The organism is Serratia sp. FS14 (genome assembly GCF_000695995.1).
Classification (GTDB): Bacteria; Pseudomonadota; Gammaproteobacteria; order Enterobacterales; family Enterobacteriaceae; genus Serratia; species Serratia nematodiphila.
This window is the reverse complement of the sequence record NZ_CP005927.1, coordinates 2,256,141-2,270,937: the sequence shown is the minus strand read 5'-3', so window position 1 is coordinate 2,270,937 and position 14,797 is coordinate 2,256,141. Positions and strand designations below refer to the sequence as shown.

Here is a 14,797-nt window from a genome sequence, read left to right as displayed (position 1 = left end):
GCCGACCGATGCTGATGAAACACACCGCCACGGTACGCTGGCAACTCTGGATAGTGGCATTCGGCTTCTTTATGCAGACGCTGGATACCACTATCGTCAACACCGCCCTGCCCTCAATGGCCGCCAGCCTGGGGGAGAACCCGCTGCGCATGCAGTCGGTGATCGTCTCCTATGTGCTGACGGTGGCGGTGACGCTGCCGGCCAGCGGCTGGCTGGCGGACAAGATCGGCGTACAGCGGGTGTTTTTCAGCGCCATCGTGCTGTTTACCCTCGGCTCCCTCCTCTGCGCCCGCTCGGAAACCCTGAACGAGCTGATCGCCTCGCGCGTGATTCAGGGCGTCGGCGGCGCGATGATGGTGCCGGTCGGGCGCCTGACGGTGATGAAGATCGTGCCGCGCGAGCAGTACATGGCGGCGATGACCTTCGTGACGCTGCCGGGCCAGATCGGCCCGCTGATGGGGCCGGCGCTGGGCGGTTTCCTGGTGCAATACGCCAGTTGGCACTGGATTTTCCTGATCAATATTCCGGTGGGCATCGTGGGCGCCATCGCCACGCTGCTGCTGATGCCCAACTACCAAATGCAGACCCGCCGCTTCGATCTCAGCGGCTTTATCCTGCTGGCGATCGGCATGGCGTCGCTGACGCTGGCGCTCGACGGCCATAAAGGCATGGGGCTGTCCGGCGGCGCCATCGCCGGCCTGGTGGCGCTGGGCGCAGCGGCGCTGTTGGGGTATGTTTGGCATGCCAACGGCAATAGCCGCGCCCTGTTCTCGCTGCGGCTGCTGCGCACCCCGACCTACAAAATCGGGCTGCTGGCCAGCCTGCTGGGGCGCATCGGCAGCGGCATGCTGCCGTTCATGACGCCGCTGTTCCTGCAGGTGGGCATGGGTTTCTCGCCGTTCCACGCCGGGCTGATGATGATCCCGATGATCATCGGCAGCATGGGCATGAAGCGCATCGTAGTGCAGGTAGTCAACCGCTTCGGCTACCGCAACGTGCTGGTGGCCGCCACGCTGCTGCTGGCGCTGGTCAGCCTGAGCTTCCTGCTGGCGGCGATGCTCGGCTGGCTGTGGCTGCTGCCGGTGGTGCTGTTCTTCCAGGGGATGATCAACTCACTGCGCTTCTCGGCGATGAACACCCTGACGCTGAAAGATCTGCCGGACCGACTGGCCAGCAGCGGCAACAGCCTGCTGTCGATGGTCATGCAGCTGTCGATGAGCCTCGGCGTCAGCGTCGCCGGCATCTTGATCGGCAGCTTCGCCCATCACCAGGTGGTGGCCGATAGCCCGGCCATCCACAGCGCATTTATTTACAGCTACGGCTGTATGGCGTTGATTATCGCTCTGCCCGCGCTGGCCTTCGCGCGCGTGCCGGCCGATAGCGCGCCCAACCGCACGCTGACCAAAGAGCCGGGTACCGGCTCAACGAGGTTGCAATGAGGATAGGCATTACCGGAAAACTGTTCCTGGCCATTTTCGCTACCTGCATGCTGGTGTTGATCACCATGCATTGGGGGGTGCGCGTCAGCTTTGAGCGCGGCTTTATCGATTACATCAAGAGCAGCAACGAGCAGCGCATCAACATGCTGAGCGAAGCTCTGGAAGAACAGTACAGCCATCATGGCAACTGGATATTCCTGCGCAATAACGATCAGGTGGTCTACCAGATCATGCGTTCGTTCGAGCAGAATAGCGACAGCAGCCACAATCTGCCGCCCAAGGGGTGGCGCACCCAGTTTTGGGTGGTGGACAGCCAGTTCAATCGCTTGGTCGGGCATTCGGGCCCCTTGCCGAAGGAGGGGCCGCGCCACCCGATCCGCTACAACAACGAGATCGTCGGCTGGGTGCTCACCACCCCGGTCGAGCGCCTGACGCGCAATACCGACATCAACTTCGATCGCCAGCAGCGGCGCACCAGCTGGATTATCGTCGCGCTCTCCACCCTGTTGGCGGCGGCGGTGACCTGGCTGCTGTCGCGCGGCATGCTGGCCCCGGTCAAGCGCCTGGTGGCGGGTACCCACCGCCTGGCGGCGGGCGATTTCACCACCCGCGTGGCGGTCAGCAGCCAGGATGAACTGGGCAGGCTGGCGCACGACTTCAACCAGTTGGCCACCTCGCTGGAAAAAAAACGAGCAGATGCGCCGCGCCTTTATGGCCGACGTATCACATGAGCTGCGCACGCCGCTGGCAGTGCTGCGCGGCGAACTGGAGGCGCTGCAGGACGGCGTGCGCCAGCCGACGCCGGCGTCGCTCAGTTCGCTGCAGGCCGAGGTATCCACCCTGACCAAGCTGGTCGACGACCTGCACCAGCTGTCGCTCTCCGATCTCGGCGCGCTGGCCTACCGCAAGGCGTCGGTGGACTGCGTGCACCTGGTGCAGATCGCCGTCGCCGCCTTTCGCGAACGCTTCCGCGCCAAAGGGCTGGAGATCGTCACCCATCTGCCGGCCCAGGCGCCGCTGTTCGGCGATCCCGATCGCCTGAACCAACTGTTCAATAACCTGCTGGAAAACAGCCTGCGTTACACCGACGCCGGCGGCCGGTTGGAGATCGGCGTCGAACTGCAGCCGGGGCGGCTGCTTCTTTACTGGCAGGACAGCGCGCCGGGCATCAGCGATCAGCAACTAACGCGCATTTTCGAACGTTTCTACCGGGCGGAAGGTTCACGCAACCGCGCCAGCGGCGGTTCCGGGCTGGGGTTGGCGATCTGCCACAACATCGTGGAAGCGCACGACGGGAAAATCCGCGCCGAGCATTCGCCTTTAGGCGGCGTGCGCATTACAGTAGAATTTGCTACCCCGATAAAAAATAAGGCGCCCTGATGGACATTCAGAATCAACCCCTGCAGATCATGATTGTTGAAGATGAGCCCAAGCTGGGCCAGCTGCTGGTGGATTATCTCCAGGCGGCGGGCTACGCCACCCGCTGGCTGACCAATGGCAATGAGGTGGTGCCGACCGTGCACCAGCATCCGCCGGCGCTGATCTTGCTCGACCTGATGTTGCCGGGGGCCGACGGCCTGACGGTGTGCCGCGAGCTGCGCCGCTTCAGCGACGTGCCCATCGTGATGGTGACGGCGAAAATTGAAGAGATTGACCGCCTGTTGGGGCTGGAGATCGGCGCCGACGATTACATCTGCAAACCCTACAGCCCGCGCGAAGTGGTGGCGCGGGTGAAAACCATCCTGCGCCGCAGCTATCGGCCACAGGAGAACGCGCGGGAAGATGACCTGCTGCATATCGATGAACCGCGCTTCCAGGCCAGCTATCAGGGGCAGTTGCTGGATCTGACGCCGGCGGAGTTCCGCCTGCTGAAAACGCTGGCCAGCCAGCCGGGCAACGTGTTTTCACGCGAGCAGCTGCTGAACAACCTGTACGACGACTACCGGGTGGTCACCGACCGCACCATCGACAGCCACATCAAAAACCTGCGCCGCAAGCTGGAACTGATCGATGGGGAAAAATCCTTTATCCGCTCGGTATACGGCGTGGGCTACCGCTGGGAAGCCGAGCCCTGCCGGCTGATGAATGGGGTTTAGGGGGAAATCAGCGCGTCCAGTCTTCAACCGCCAACCCGGGCACCATGGCGAATGCGCGATCGTTGGTCACCAGCGTCGCGCCACGGCTCTGCGCGTGAGCGGCGATCAGTTGATCCATCGCGCCCATGATTTTGCCCTTTCTCTCCATGTTTGCCCGCATTTCACCGTAGCAGCGGGCGGCCTCGCTATCCCATGCATAGACCGTCACCGCAGCAAGAAAGGCCTCGACCATGCTTTGCAACGCCTTGTTCCGCCGTTTAGCCACACCGTAACGAAGTTCCGCCTCCGTGACGCTGGAAATACATACGGCAGAAGGCGGGAGCTTTTCCATGACGTTAAGCACCTGCGGATGCTGCCGAAACAAGTGGCTGACGGTGTTGGTATCAAACATGTACATCGCCTACTCTTCCTCTGAGAAGGGATCGCGGTCGGCAACCCCTTGCTGACGATCTTCCGCGCCAAGAAACTCTTGCGGCACCGGCGTTTGGGCGATAATGCTCAGCAGCGGTGCCCAGCTGTCCGGCTTTGCCGGATATTTGGATAAAATCACGTTGCCCTCCCGATCGCGACGGATATAGACACGATCCGTATCAAATTCAAATTCCACCGGTAACCTCACCGCCTGATTTCTGCCGTTTTTAAACAGCTTTGCGATCCTTTCCATCTCGATACCTCCACAGCAGGCATAGGCCAAAGCATATGCCTGTAGCGTGTCGATGCCAAGATGTATCGCTCATTTTTCATCCACATTGACGAAACGGCCAAACAGTAACGCACAATCTCACGGGGTGACACCCTGTTCCCCTCGTTATGCGGCGCACTGCGCAATCACGCCTTCTCCCTTAGCTTCCCGTGCGGCGCTGTGCCTCTCGGGCGAAAACTCCGCGCCGGCGCAAAAAAACTGCGCATTTTTTCAACTAAGCTGCTGTGAGGTTTAGCCGCCGATTTTCAAGCGATTGGCTACACTTACATCACGAATCGGAACCTACAGGAGAAGAACCATGGCAATCGGTCATTACGAGCTGAAAAAAGCAAAGAACGGACAGTACCACTTCAACCTGAAAGCCAGTAACGGCGAGATCATTCTGGCCAGCGAGATGTATGCCAGCAAAGCCTCGGCGGAGAACGGCATCGCCTCGGTGCAGACCAATTCACCGCACGAAGCGCAGTACGAACTGAAGCACAGCGCCAGCAATCAGCCCTACTTTGTGCTGAAGGCCAAGAACCATCAGGTGATCGGCGTCAGCGAAATGTACAGCTCCGAAAGCGCGGCCAAAAACGGTATCCAGTCGGTGATAAAAAACGGCCCGACCACCGATATCCGCGATTTGAGCGCCTGATCCCCCGTTTCACCCGCGCGGTGGCGGCCACCGCGCGTTTTCCGTTTGACCGGGATCAATCTCCCTTGAATAAATCCGGTTAACTGCTGATTTCTTGCCGCGCTGCGGCTACAATCCCCCGCTTTTACTGCGCCATCAGGTGGCGTGGTGCTGACCTGAAATCAGACCGAGACACACTATGTTTACACCAGAACTTCTCTCCCCGGCCGGCACGCTGAAAAATATGCGTTACGCCTTCGCCTACGGCGCCGATGCGGTTTACGCCGGCCAGCCGCGCTACAGCCTGCGGGTGCGCAACAACGAGTTCAACCACGAGAATCTGGCGCAGGGTATCAACGAAGCGCATGCGCTGGGCAAAAAGTTCTACGTGGTGGTGAACATCGCCCCGCACAACGCCAAGTTGAAAACCTTCCTGCGCGATCTGAAGCCGGTTATCGATATGGGCCCGGATGCGCTGATCATGTCCGATCCCGGCCTTATCATGATGGTGCGCGAAGCCTTCCCGCAGATGGACATCCACCTGTCGGTGCAGGCCAACGCCGTTAACTGGGCGACGGTAAAGTTCTGGAAGCAAATGGGCCTGACCCGCGTGATCCTGTCGCGCGAACTGTCGCTGGAAGAGATCGCCGAGATCCGCGCCGAAGTGCCGGACATGGAGCTGGAGATCTTCGTCCACGGCGCGCTGTGCATGGCCTACTCCGGCCGCTGCCTGCTGTCCGGCTACATCAACAAGCGCGACCCCAATCAGGGCACCTGCACCAATGCCTGCCGCTGGCAGTACAAAGCGGAGGAAGGCAAAGAGGACGACACCGGCAATATCGTGCACCTGCACGAGCCGATCCCGGTGCAAACCGTCGAGCCGACGCTGGGCATCGGCGCGCCGACCGACAAGGTGTTCATGCTGTCTGAAGCGCAAAAGCCAGGCGAATATATGAGCGCCTTCGAGGACGAACACGGCACCTATATCATGAACTCCAAGGATCTGCGCGCCATCCAGCACGTGGAGCGTCTGACGCAGCTCGGCGTGCATTCGCTGAAGATCGAAGGGCGCACCAAGTCGTTCTACTACTGCGCCCGCACCGCTCAGGTCTATCGCCGCGCCATCGACGACGCGGCCGCCGGCAAACCGTTCGATCCGACCCTGCTCACCACGCTGGAAGGCCTGGCGCACCGCGGCTATACCGAGGGCTTCCTGCGCCGCCACGTGCACGAAGCGCAGCAGAATTACGACTACGGCTCCTCGCTCTCCGAGCGCCAGCAGTTCGTCGGCGAATTCACCGGCGTGCGCCGTGATGGCTGGGCGGAAGTCGACGTGAAGAATAAGTTCGCGCTCGGCGACAGCGTCGAAATGATGACGCCGGGCGGCAACGTGGTGTTCACCCTCGAGAGCATGCAAAATAAGAAAGGCGAATCGATTGAGGTGGCGCCGGGCAACGGCCATATCGTTTATTTGCCGATCCCGCAGGATATCGATCTCAATTATGCGTTGCTGATCCGCAATTTGGCGGAAGAAAATAGCGCCGGGGCATAAAAATGAATCGCCGTCATTCGGCGGCGATTTTTAGCAAATATTAGAATTGGATCACATCAATGCGCGCGCAGCTTGGTTACTATCACGCTGCTTAAAACGAACAACGAAAATATTTGCATAGCAATACTAGGAACCACCTCCTTAGCCGGCCCAATCTCCCTTGGGCTGGCTTTTTCTTTATGGGTGCGCCTATTTTTTTCCACCATGCCTATTTCCATAACTTATTCCCGTTATCCGTTTTAATAATAATAATCACGCCGCTTCGATATATAAATAACGCTACAGCGATTAATCCTCGCTTCTTTAACACTTCGCTTATTTCTGCGTAAAATTCAGATAAATTCGCATTGCTTCATATTCACTGAGCGTCGGCAAATAACCGGAATTAGCTGAATATTCTGATGGCCTGGTGGCGGCAGCTGGTTTATCTTGAGGCATTCTTGGTTTTCCGCCGGAGGATATCGGCAATGCCTCAACACTCACATGCGTCCGCCCTGCTTATCATCAACGGCAAAGGCGCCGGTAACGAAGAGCTGCGTCAGGCGGTCAACCGGCTGCGCAAAGAACAGATAACGTTGCACGTGCGCGTCACCTGGGAGCACGGCGATGCCGCGCGCTATGTCGGGGAAGCCGCGCAGCTCGGCGTCGGCACCGTCGTCGCCGGCGGCGGTGACGGCACCATCAACGAAGTGGCCGCCGCGCTGGTGCAGCTGCCGGCGCACAACCGGCCGGCGCTGGGCATCCTGCCGCTCGGCACCGCCAACGACTTCGCCATGGCCTGCAACATTCCCCTCTCGCCCGAGCAGGCGCTGCAGCTGGCGATCAAGGGCCGTTCAGTGCCGATCGATCTGGCGAAGGTCAACGGCGAGCGCTACTTCATCAACATGGCCACCGGCGGCTTCGGCACCCGTATCACCACTGAAACGCCGGAGAAGCTGAAAGCGGCGTTGGGCGGCGTGTCCTACTTCGTTCACGGCTTGCTGCGCATGGATACGCTGCAGGCCGACCGCTGTGAAATCCGCGGGCCGGACTTCCGCTGGGCCGGCGAAGCGCTGGTGATCGGCATCGGCAACGGCAAACAGGCCGGCGGCGGCCAGGAACTGTGCCCCAACGCGCTGATTAACGACGGGCAGTTGCAGCTGCGCCTGCTGATCGCCGATGAACTGCTGCCGGCGCTGGTCGCCGCCCTGTTCAACGACGAAGAGAGCAACAGCATCCTCAGCGCCGCGCTGCCGTGGCTCGAGATCGACGCGCCACATGAGATGACCTTCAACCTCGACGGCGAGCCGCTCAAAGGCCGCCATTTCCGCATCGAAGTGGTGCCGCAGGCCATCGAATGCCGCCTGCCGCCGAACTGCGCCCTGCTGGGCTAATCCGGCTCTGCGCCCGCTCGCCACTCGGAACGCCAAGGCAGGCGAGATCGAACAATCAAGCACTTAACGCGCCGGGGGCGATCGCCCCCGCGTATTTGGCCACGCAAATGGCATTTCCTCTCAATCGCATCTATTGTTTGTCCTTGCCGGAGCAAGTTCGGTAGCATCGCTTTACAGCTTCAATCACCGCTTTTTACTGCGCCGGTGGTCAAAAACCCTTGCATTGCCGGTGTATGAAGAAGCTTAATCGGGAGTGAATCATGACTGATATTGTGCAGTTGCTAGGAAAGGAAGCGGAAGATCTGCTGCAACACCGCTGTACCACTATCCCCGCCGAGAATCTCTACCTGCCGGGCGCCGACTTCGTCGACCGCGTAATGATCGATAACAACCGCCCCAACAGCGTGCTGCGTTCGATGCAAACCCTGTTCAACCACGGCCGCCTGGGCGGCACCGGTTATCTGTCTATCCTGCCGGTCGACCAAGGCATCGAGCACTCCGCCGCCGCCTCGTTCGCCGCCAACCCGCTGTATTTCGATCCGAAGAACATCGTCGAGCTGGCGATTGAAGCCGGCTGTAACTGCGTCGCCTCCACCTACGGCGTGCTGGCGTCGGTATCGCGCCGCTATGCGCATAAAATTCCGTTCCTGGTCAAACTCAACCACAACGAAACGCTGAGCTATCCGACCCAGTACGACCAGACCCTGTACGCCAGCGTCGAGCAGGCGTTCAACATGGGGGCAGTGGCGGTCGGCGCCACCATTTACTTTGGTTCAGAGCAGTCGCGCCGCCAGATCGAAGAGATCTCGATCGCCTTCGAGCGCGCGCATGAGCTGGGCATGGTCACCGTGCTGTGGGCCTATCTGCGCAACCCGGCGTTCAACAAAGACGGCGTGGACTACCATTCCAGCGCCGATCTGACCGGGCAGGCCAACCACATCGCCGCCACCATCGGCGCCGACATCGTCAAACAGAAAATGGCGGAAAACAACGGCGGCTACCGCGCGGTGAAATTCGGCTATACCGACGACCGCGTCTACACCAAGCTGACCACCGATCACCCGATCGATCTGGTGCGCTACCAGCTGGCCAACTGCTACATGGGCCGCGCCGGGCTGATCAACTCCGGCGGCGCCGCCGGTGAGAACGATCTGCAGGAATCGGTGCGCACCGCGGTGATCAACAAACGCGCCGGCGGCATGGGCCTGATCCTGGGGCGTAAAGCCTTCAAGAAATCGATGAAAGACGGCGTAGCGCTGATCAACGCCGTGCAAGATGCCTATCTGGACAAGAAGGTCACCATCGCCTGATGTGACGGACCGCCTGTCCCAAAGCCCGGTTCGCCGGGCTTTTTTGTGCCCGTTCCCCTAAACCCGACGCCGCCAACCTTCTCTTTCTTTCACTTTAAACTTTCAAAATAAAATATTTATCTTTCAAACTGTGATCTATTTAAAACAAATAGCCCAACAAAGTGACTACTGTAAGGCCCATGGCGACAGAGCCGCCGTTCGCTCCAGGCCATAACAGTCCATTACAGGAGAACATAATGATTGAGCTAATCACCCACGGCGCCGAGTGGTTTATCGGCCTGTTTCAGAAAGGCGGTGAAGTGTTTGTCGGCATGGTGACCGGCATTTTGCCTTTGTTGATCAGCCTGTTGGTTATCATGAACGCGCTGATCAAATTTGTTGGCCAGGAACGTATCGAACGATTGGCGCAGCGCTGCGCGGGCAACCCCGTTTCGCGTTATCTGCTGCTGCCGCTGATCGGCACCTTTGTCTTCTGCAACCCGATGACCCTCAGCCTGGGGCGCTTCATGCCGGAGAAATACAAGCCGAGCTACTACGCGGCAGCCTCCTACAGCTGCCATTCGATGAACGGCCTGTTTCCGCACATCAACCCCGGCGAGCTGTTCGTTTACCTCGGCATCGCCAGCGGCCTGACCACCCTCGGCCTGCCGCTCGGCCCGCTGGCAGTGAGCTATTTCCTGGTGGGGCTGTTCACCAACTTCTTCCGCGGCTGGGTCACCGATCTGACCACCAGCCTGTTCGAACGCAAGATGGGCATCCGTCTGGATCGCCAGGTGCAACTTTAATTCGTGGAGTGCAGCATGAGTGCTTATATCCGTATTGAAAAAGGCGCCAGCGGCTGGGGCGGCCCTTTGGAACTGCCGATCGAACCCGGCAAAAAAGTGGTGTACATCACCGCCGGCACCCGGCCTTCCATCGTCGATCGCCTCAGCGAATTGACCGGCTGGCCCGCCGTCGACGGTTTCAAAGAGGGCGAACCGCCGGCGGAAGAGATCGGCGTGGCGGTGATCGACTGCGGCGGCACCCTGCGCTGCGGCCTGTACCCGAAACGCCGCATTCCGACGGTCAATATCCATGCCACCGGTCAGTCCGGCCCGCTGGCGCAGTTTATCCTCGAAGACATCTATGTCTCCGGCGTGCGCGACCACAACATCAACCGAATCGAAGCGGCAGATAGCCAACCCGCCGCCGCCGTTGCCGCGCCGCCCAAGGCGCGCGACTACGACACCAGCAAGAAGATCACCGAGCAAAGCGACGGGCTGCTGGCGAAGGTCGGCATGGGCATGGGATCGGTGGTGGCGGTGTTCTTCCAGGCTGGGCGCGACACTATCGACACCGTGCTGAAGACCATTCTGCCGTTTATGGCGTTCGTCTCGGCCTTGATCGGCATCATCATGGCCTCCGGCCTCGGGGACTTTATCGCTCACGGCCTGACGCCGCTGGCCAACAGCCCGATCGGCCTGGTGACGCTGGCGCTGATCTGTTCATTCCCGCTGCTGTCGCCGTTCCTCGGCCCCGGCGCGGTCATCGCCCAGGTGATCGGCGTGCTGGTCGGGGTGCAGATCGGCCTCGGCCATATTCCGCCGCAGCTGGCGCTGCCCGCGCTGTTCGCCATCAACGCGCAGGCCGCCTGTGATTTCATTCCGGTCGGCCTGTCGCTGGCGGAAGCCAAACAGGACACCGTACGGGTCGGCGTGCCTTCAGTGCTGGTTGGCCGCTTTCTGACCGGCGCGCCAACGGTCCTGATCGCCTGGGCCGCCTCGGCCTTTATTTATCAATAGCATGATTTCCAGGGAGACGTTTATGCACACCATTTTTCACACCACCATCACGCAGATCGGCGGCTGCGCCCGCGACGCGTTGCTGGACAACATGCTGATCACCTTCCGTGAAGGCGCCCCGGCGGATATCGAAGAGTTCTGCTTTATCCACCGCCACGGCGCAACCGCCGGCGAGCTGCAGGTGGGCGGCGTGATGGAACTGGCGCAGCAGCGCTACGCCATCACCGCCGTCGGCAGCGTCGCCACGCAGAATCTGCGCGAGCTGGGCCATATCACCGTGCGCTTCGACGGCGAAGCCGATGCCGAATTTCCCGGCTCGATCCACGTATCCGGCCCGACGCCGACCGATATCCCGTTGGGCAGCACGCTGTCATTTATCGCATAAGGAGTAGACCATGTCTGAAGTAGCTGTAGTGATTGGCGGCGGCCAAACGTTAGGTGCCTTTTTGAGCCACGGGCTGGCGCAGGCCGGTTATCGGGTGGCGGTGGCCGATCTGAACGCCGACAACGCCAGTCTGGTGGCACAGCAGATCAACGAAGAGTACGGCACAGGCAGCGCCTGCGGTTTTCAGGCCGACGCCACCGACGAGCAGAGCGTGATCGCGCTGGCGGCGGCGGTTGACCGGGCGTTTGGCCAGGCTAATTTGCTGGTGTACAGCGCCGGCATCGCCAAGGCGGCGCCGATCACCGATTTCCCGCTGGGCGACTTCGACCGCTCGCTGCAGGTGAACCTGGTGGGCTATTTCCTCTGCGCCCGTGAGTTCTCGCGCCTGATGATCCGCGACGGCATCGCCGGGCGCATCATCCAGATCAACTCCAAGTCCGGCAAGGTCGGCAGCAAGCACAACTCCGGCTACAGCGCCGCCAAGTTCGGCGGCGTGGGGCTGACGCAGTCGCTGGCGCTCGATCTGGCGGAGTACGGCATCACCGTGCATTCGCTGATGCTCGGCAACCTGCTGAAGTCGCCGATGTTCCAGTCGCTGCTGCCGCAGTACGCGCAAAAACTGGGCATCGCGCCGGATCAGGTGGAGCAGTACTACATCGACAAGGTGCCGCTGAAGCGCGGCTGCGACTACCAGGATGTGCTGAACACCCTGCTGTTCTACGCCAGCGACAAGGCCTCTTACTGCACCGGCCAATCGATCAACATCACCGGCGGCCAGGTGATGTTCTGACGCCAATCGATGCCCCCTTCAGCAGAGGGGGCTAAGGAGAACGCCATGACACAAGCTTTGATCGCCTTCGCGCTGCTGGCCTGGCTGCTGCAAATCGCCTTCGGCTGGTGGCAACTGCAACGTTTCAACCGCGCCTTCGATGGTTTATGCCGGCTGGGCGCCGTGGGCGTCGGCCGTTCCGGTGGCCGTTTTCGCCCGCGAGTGGTGCTGGCGCTGGCCTTCGACGCCGATCGGCGGGTGTGCGGCAGCCTGTTGCTGCGCGGCCTGACCGTTTTCGCCCGGCCACGCCCGCTGCCTCATTTACACGGGTTACATCAGCGGGATTTGCGCCCGGATGTGATCTTCCCCGAGGATCGCGCATGCCAGTCTGCACTATCGTTAGCGATTGAACCCAAATCGTGATATTTTCACATTAAAAGACATTACCTTTCATAGTGAATTATTCAGCGAGGGGAAATGCCCAACTCTTGTGAACGGGAATCGCGATGAAACCAAAGCAGCGGCAGGCCGCTATCCTTGAATATCTGCAGCGACATGGCAAAACGGCAGTGGACGCCCTGGCCGAGCATTTCTCCACTACCGGCACCACCATCCGCAAGGATCTCACCCTGCTGGAAGAAGAAGGCGAGGTGATCCGCACCTACGGCGGCGTGGTGCTCAGCCGCGACGACGGCGATCAGCCGATCGACCGCAAAACCCATATCAACACCGAGAAAAAACGCCAGATCGCCAGCGCCGCCGTGGCACTGATCGCCGACGGCGACTCGCTGATCTTCGACGCCGGCAGCACGGTGCTGCAGATGGTGCCGCACCTGGCACAGTTCAACAACATCACGGTGATGACCAACAGCCTGACCATCGTCAACGCGCTGGTGGAGCTGGACAACGATCAGACCATCCTGATGCCCGGCGGCACCTACCGCAAGAAGTCGGCCTCGTTCCACGGCAGCCTGGCGGAATCGGCGTTTCAGCAATTCAGCTTCGACAAGCTGTTTATCGGCGCGGACGGCGTCGATCTCAACGCCGGCGTCACCACCTTCAACGAAGTGCACAACGTCAGCAAGGCGATGTGCGAAGCCGCCGGCCGCATTATTCTGTTGGTAGACTCCTCGAAATTCGGCCGCAAGAGCCCGAACGTGGTGTGCGAGCTCAGCGCCGTCGATACGCTGATCACCGACCGAGACATCAACCCCGATTATCTCGCCGCCCTGCAGGCGAAAGGCATCAATATCCTTCTGGTAGGAGACCCCGATGAGTAACGCCAACGCCCTGCTCGCCTTTGCCCGCGAAACGCTGGAGATCGAGCTGACCGAAGCGCAGCGCCTGCTGGCGCGCCTGGATGACAACTTCGTCTGCGCCTGCGAGCTGCTGCTGAACTGCCGCGGCAAAGCGGTGATTTCCGGCATCGGCAAGTCCGGCCATATCGGCAAGAAGATCGCCGCGTCGCTGGCCAGCACCGGCACGCCGTCGTTCTTCGTGCATCCGGCGGAGGCGCTGCACGGCGATCTCGGCATGATCGGCGCCGATGACGTGGTGGTGTTCATCTCCTATTCCGGCCGCGCCAAAGAGCTGGATCTGATCCTGCCGCTGCTGGCGGAGAACGGCATTCCGGTGATCGCCATCACCGGCGGCAAAGAGTCGCCGCTGGCGCTGGCCGCCGCCTGCGTGCTGGATATCGGCGTCGAGCGCGAAGCCTGCCCGATGGGGCTGGCGCCGACCTCCAGCGCGGTCAACACCCTGATGATGGGCGACGCCCTGGCGATGGCGCTGATGCGCCAGCGCGGTTTCAACGCGGAAGACTTCGCCCGCTCGCACCCGGGCGGCAGCCTGGGGGCGCGCCTGCTGAACCGTGTGCATCACCTGATGCGCACCGGCGATCGCCTGCCGCGCGTGAGCGAAAGCGCCAACGTGATGGAAGCGATGCTGGAGCTGAGCCGCACCGGGCTGGGGTTAGTGGCGGTGTGCGACGCGCAGCAGCGGGTAGTGGGCGTATTTACCGACGGCGACCTGCGCCGCTGGCTGGTGAAGGGCAACAGCCTGCAGGATCCGCTCAGCCCGGCGATCACCCGCCCTGGCTATCGGCTGCCGGAGCAGTGGCGCGCCGGCGAAGCGCTGGAAGCGCTGCACGAACAGCACATCAGCGCGGCCCCGGTGGTCAACATGGACGGCGTGCTGGTGGGGGCGCTCAACCTGCACGATCTGCATCAGGCCGGCATCGGCTGATCGGTGCCGGGGGCGCCGCCAGCGGCGCCCCCGGTCTGATTATTTCCAGTCGGGATTGTTCTCGAACTGCTGCTTAAGCAGTGCCTTCATGTCGTCATCCGGCTTACCGAGCCACTGGTACCTGGCATACTTCTTCGGGTGATCGACGGCTTCCGGCCGGTCTTCCACTTCCACCCGCACGCCCCAGGCCTGGGATTTATCCGCGCTGAACGCCACGATCAAAAAGTTGTTGCCGCAGTCGTGCGGTTTGCACAGATTGCCGACCAGATACTCTTTGCCTTTCCAGTTCAGATTCTGCGCCGGCGTAGAGGTGCCGACGCCCTTGCGCGCCCAGCCCGGCATCCGCGCCTGGCCTTTGACCATGTTTTGCCAACTGGCCTGATACCCCGGCTGCTGAATCAAATCCGACGTGGTGACGATCTGCTGGGCAAAGCTGCCCGCGCTGAAGCTGAGCAGTGCGCCGAAGAGGGCGCAACGCAGCGCCTGGTGTCCCGTCATAGTCCTTCTCCCTAGGTTAAATCAGGTTTCG

Annotated in this window: 16 protein-coding genes and 1 pseudogene; 14 read left to right on the top strand and 3 right to left on the bottom strand. The window is 61.0% G+C overall.

Annotated elements, in window-relative coordinates; translation table 11 throughout:
* The first annotated feature begins 8 nt into the window (after positions 1–8).
* The 3 genes and pseudogenes from mdtD to baeR all read left to right on the top strand — a co-directional run bounded on the left by mdtD (position 9) and on the right by baeR (position 3,535).
* Positions 9–1,439: a multidrug transporter subunit MdtD gene (mdtD, locus tag L085_RS10280; RefSeq protein ID WP_044030682.1), complete on the top strand. Its 1,431-nt coding sequence runs from the start codon at positions 9–11 to the stop codon at positions 1,437–1,439.
* Positions 1,436–2,819, top strand: a pseudogene (gene baeS / locus L085_RS10275) (two-component system sensor histidine kinase BaeS). Before mdtD ends, baeS begins: the two are co-directional and overlap by 4 nt.
* Entirely contained in the window at positions 2,819–3,535 is a 717-nt protein-coding gene (gene baeR, locus L085_RS10270) for a two-component system response regulator BaeR (RefSeq protein ID WP_015378739.1), read from the top strand. The pseudogene baeS and the gene baeR overlap by 1 nt, the downstream one beginning before the upstream one ends.
* Before the next feature lie 7 nt (positions 3,536–3,542).
* On the opposite strand, the gene L085_RS10265 is transcribed toward baeR, so the two are convergent.
* Positions 3,543–3,932 (bottom strand): type II toxin-antitoxin system VapC family toxin, encoded by a 390-nt coding sequence (locus L085_RS10265; RefSeq protein WP_021504433.1) that lies wholly within the window; start codon positions 3,930–3,932, stop codon positions 3,543–3,545.
* A 3-nt stretch (positions 3,933–3,935) separates the two neighbouring features.
* Entirely contained in the window at positions 3,936–4,199 is a 264-nt protein-coding gene (locus L085_RS10260; RefSeq protein WP_004941563.1) for an AbrB/MazE/SpoVT family DNA-binding domain-containing protein, read from the bottom strand.
* Positions 4,200–4,536: 337 nt separating this feature from the next.
* Here L085_RS10260 and L085_RS10255 point away from each other — a divergent pair, with 337 nt between their 5' ends.
* From L085_RS10255 to gutQ, 11 genes are all read left to right on the top strand, one after another.
* Entirely contained in the window at positions 4,537–4,875 is a 339-nt protein-coding gene (locus L085_RS10255) for a YegP family protein (protein WP_004941561.1), read from the top strand.
* Between the two features lie 178 nt (positions 4,876–5,053).
* Positions 5,054–6,406: a tRNA 5-hydroxyuridine modification protein YegQ gene (yegQ, locus tag L085_RS10250; protein ID WP_004941558.1), complete on the top strand. Its 1,353-nt coding sequence runs from the start codon at positions 5,054–5,056 to the stop codon at positions 6,404–6,406.
* A 467-nt stretch (positions 6,407–6,873) separates the two neighbouring features.
* Positions 6,874–7,779, top strand: coding sequence for a lipid kinase YegS (gene yegS, locus L085_RS10245; RefSeq protein WP_044030681.1), 906 nt, complete (start codon positions 6,874–6,876; stop codon positions 7,777–7,779).
* A gap of 260 nt (positions 7,780–8,039) precedes the next feature.
* Positions 8,040–9,089 (top strand): class I fructose-bisphosphate aldolase, encoded by a 1,050-nt coding sequence (gene fbaB / locus L085_RS10240; RefSeq protein ID WP_015378749.1) that lies wholly within the window; start codon positions 8,040–8,042, stop codon positions 9,087–9,089.
* 236 nt (positions 9,090–9,325) lie between these two features.
* On the top strand, positions 9,326–9,874 hold the full coding sequence (locus tag L085_RS10235) for a PTS glucitol/sorbitol transporter subunit IIC (protein ID WP_004941528.1): 549 nt from the start codon (positions 9,326–9,328) through the stop codon (positions 9,872–9,874).
* Positions 9,875–9,889: 15 nt separating this feature from the next.
* Positions 9,890–10,870 carry a glucitol/sorbitol-specific PTS transporter subunit IIBC gene (locus tag L085_RS10230; protein WP_015378750.1) on the top strand — a complete coding sequence of 327 codons (981 nt, stop codon included), beginning with the start codon at positions 9,890–9,892 and terminating at the stop codon, positions 10,868–10,870.
* A gap of 22 nt (positions 10,871–10,892) precedes the next feature.
* A complete protein-coding gene (srlB, locus tag L085_RS10225; protein WP_044030680.1) occupies positions 10,893–11,255 on the top strand; it encodes a PTS glucitol/sorbitol transporter subunit IIA in 363 nt (120 codons plus the stop codon).
* A gap of 10 nt (positions 11,256–11,265) precedes the next feature.
* On the top strand, positions 11,266–12,045 hold the full coding sequence (gene srlD / locus L085_RS10220; protein ID WP_015378751.1) for a sorbitol-6-phosphate dehydrogenase: 780 nt from the start codon (positions 11,266–11,268) through the stop codon (positions 12,043–12,045).
* Between the two features lie 45 nt (positions 12,046–12,090).
* Positions 12,091–12,447: a transcriptional regulator GutM gene (gene gutM / locus L085_RS10215; RefSeq protein WP_004941515.1), complete on the top strand. Its 357-nt coding sequence runs from the start codon at positions 12,091–12,093 to the stop codon at positions 12,445–12,447.
* 83 nt (positions 12,448–12,530) lie between these two features.
* Entirely contained in the window at positions 12,531–13,304 is a 774-nt protein-coding gene (locus L085_RS10210) for a DNA-binding transcriptional repressor (protein WP_015378752.1), read from the top strand.
* Positions 13,297–14,268: an arabinose-5-phosphate isomerase GutQ gene (gene gutQ / locus L085_RS10205; RefSeq protein ID WP_004941509.1), complete on the top strand. Its 972-nt coding sequence runs from the start codon at positions 13,297–13,299 to the stop codon at positions 14,266–14,268. Before L085_RS10210 ends, gutQ begins: the two co-directional genes overlap by 8 nt.
* Before the next feature lie 39 nt (positions 14,269–14,307).
* On the opposite strand, the gene L085_RS10200 is transcribed toward gutQ, so the two are convergent.
* Complete coding sequence (locus tag L085_RS10200; protein ID WP_044030679.1) at positions 14,308–14,766, bottom strand: inhibitor of vertebrate lysozyme family protein; 459 nt, start codon at positions 14,764–14,766, stop codon at positions 14,308–14,310.
* Between the last annotated feature and the right edge of the window lie 31 nt (positions 14,767–14,797).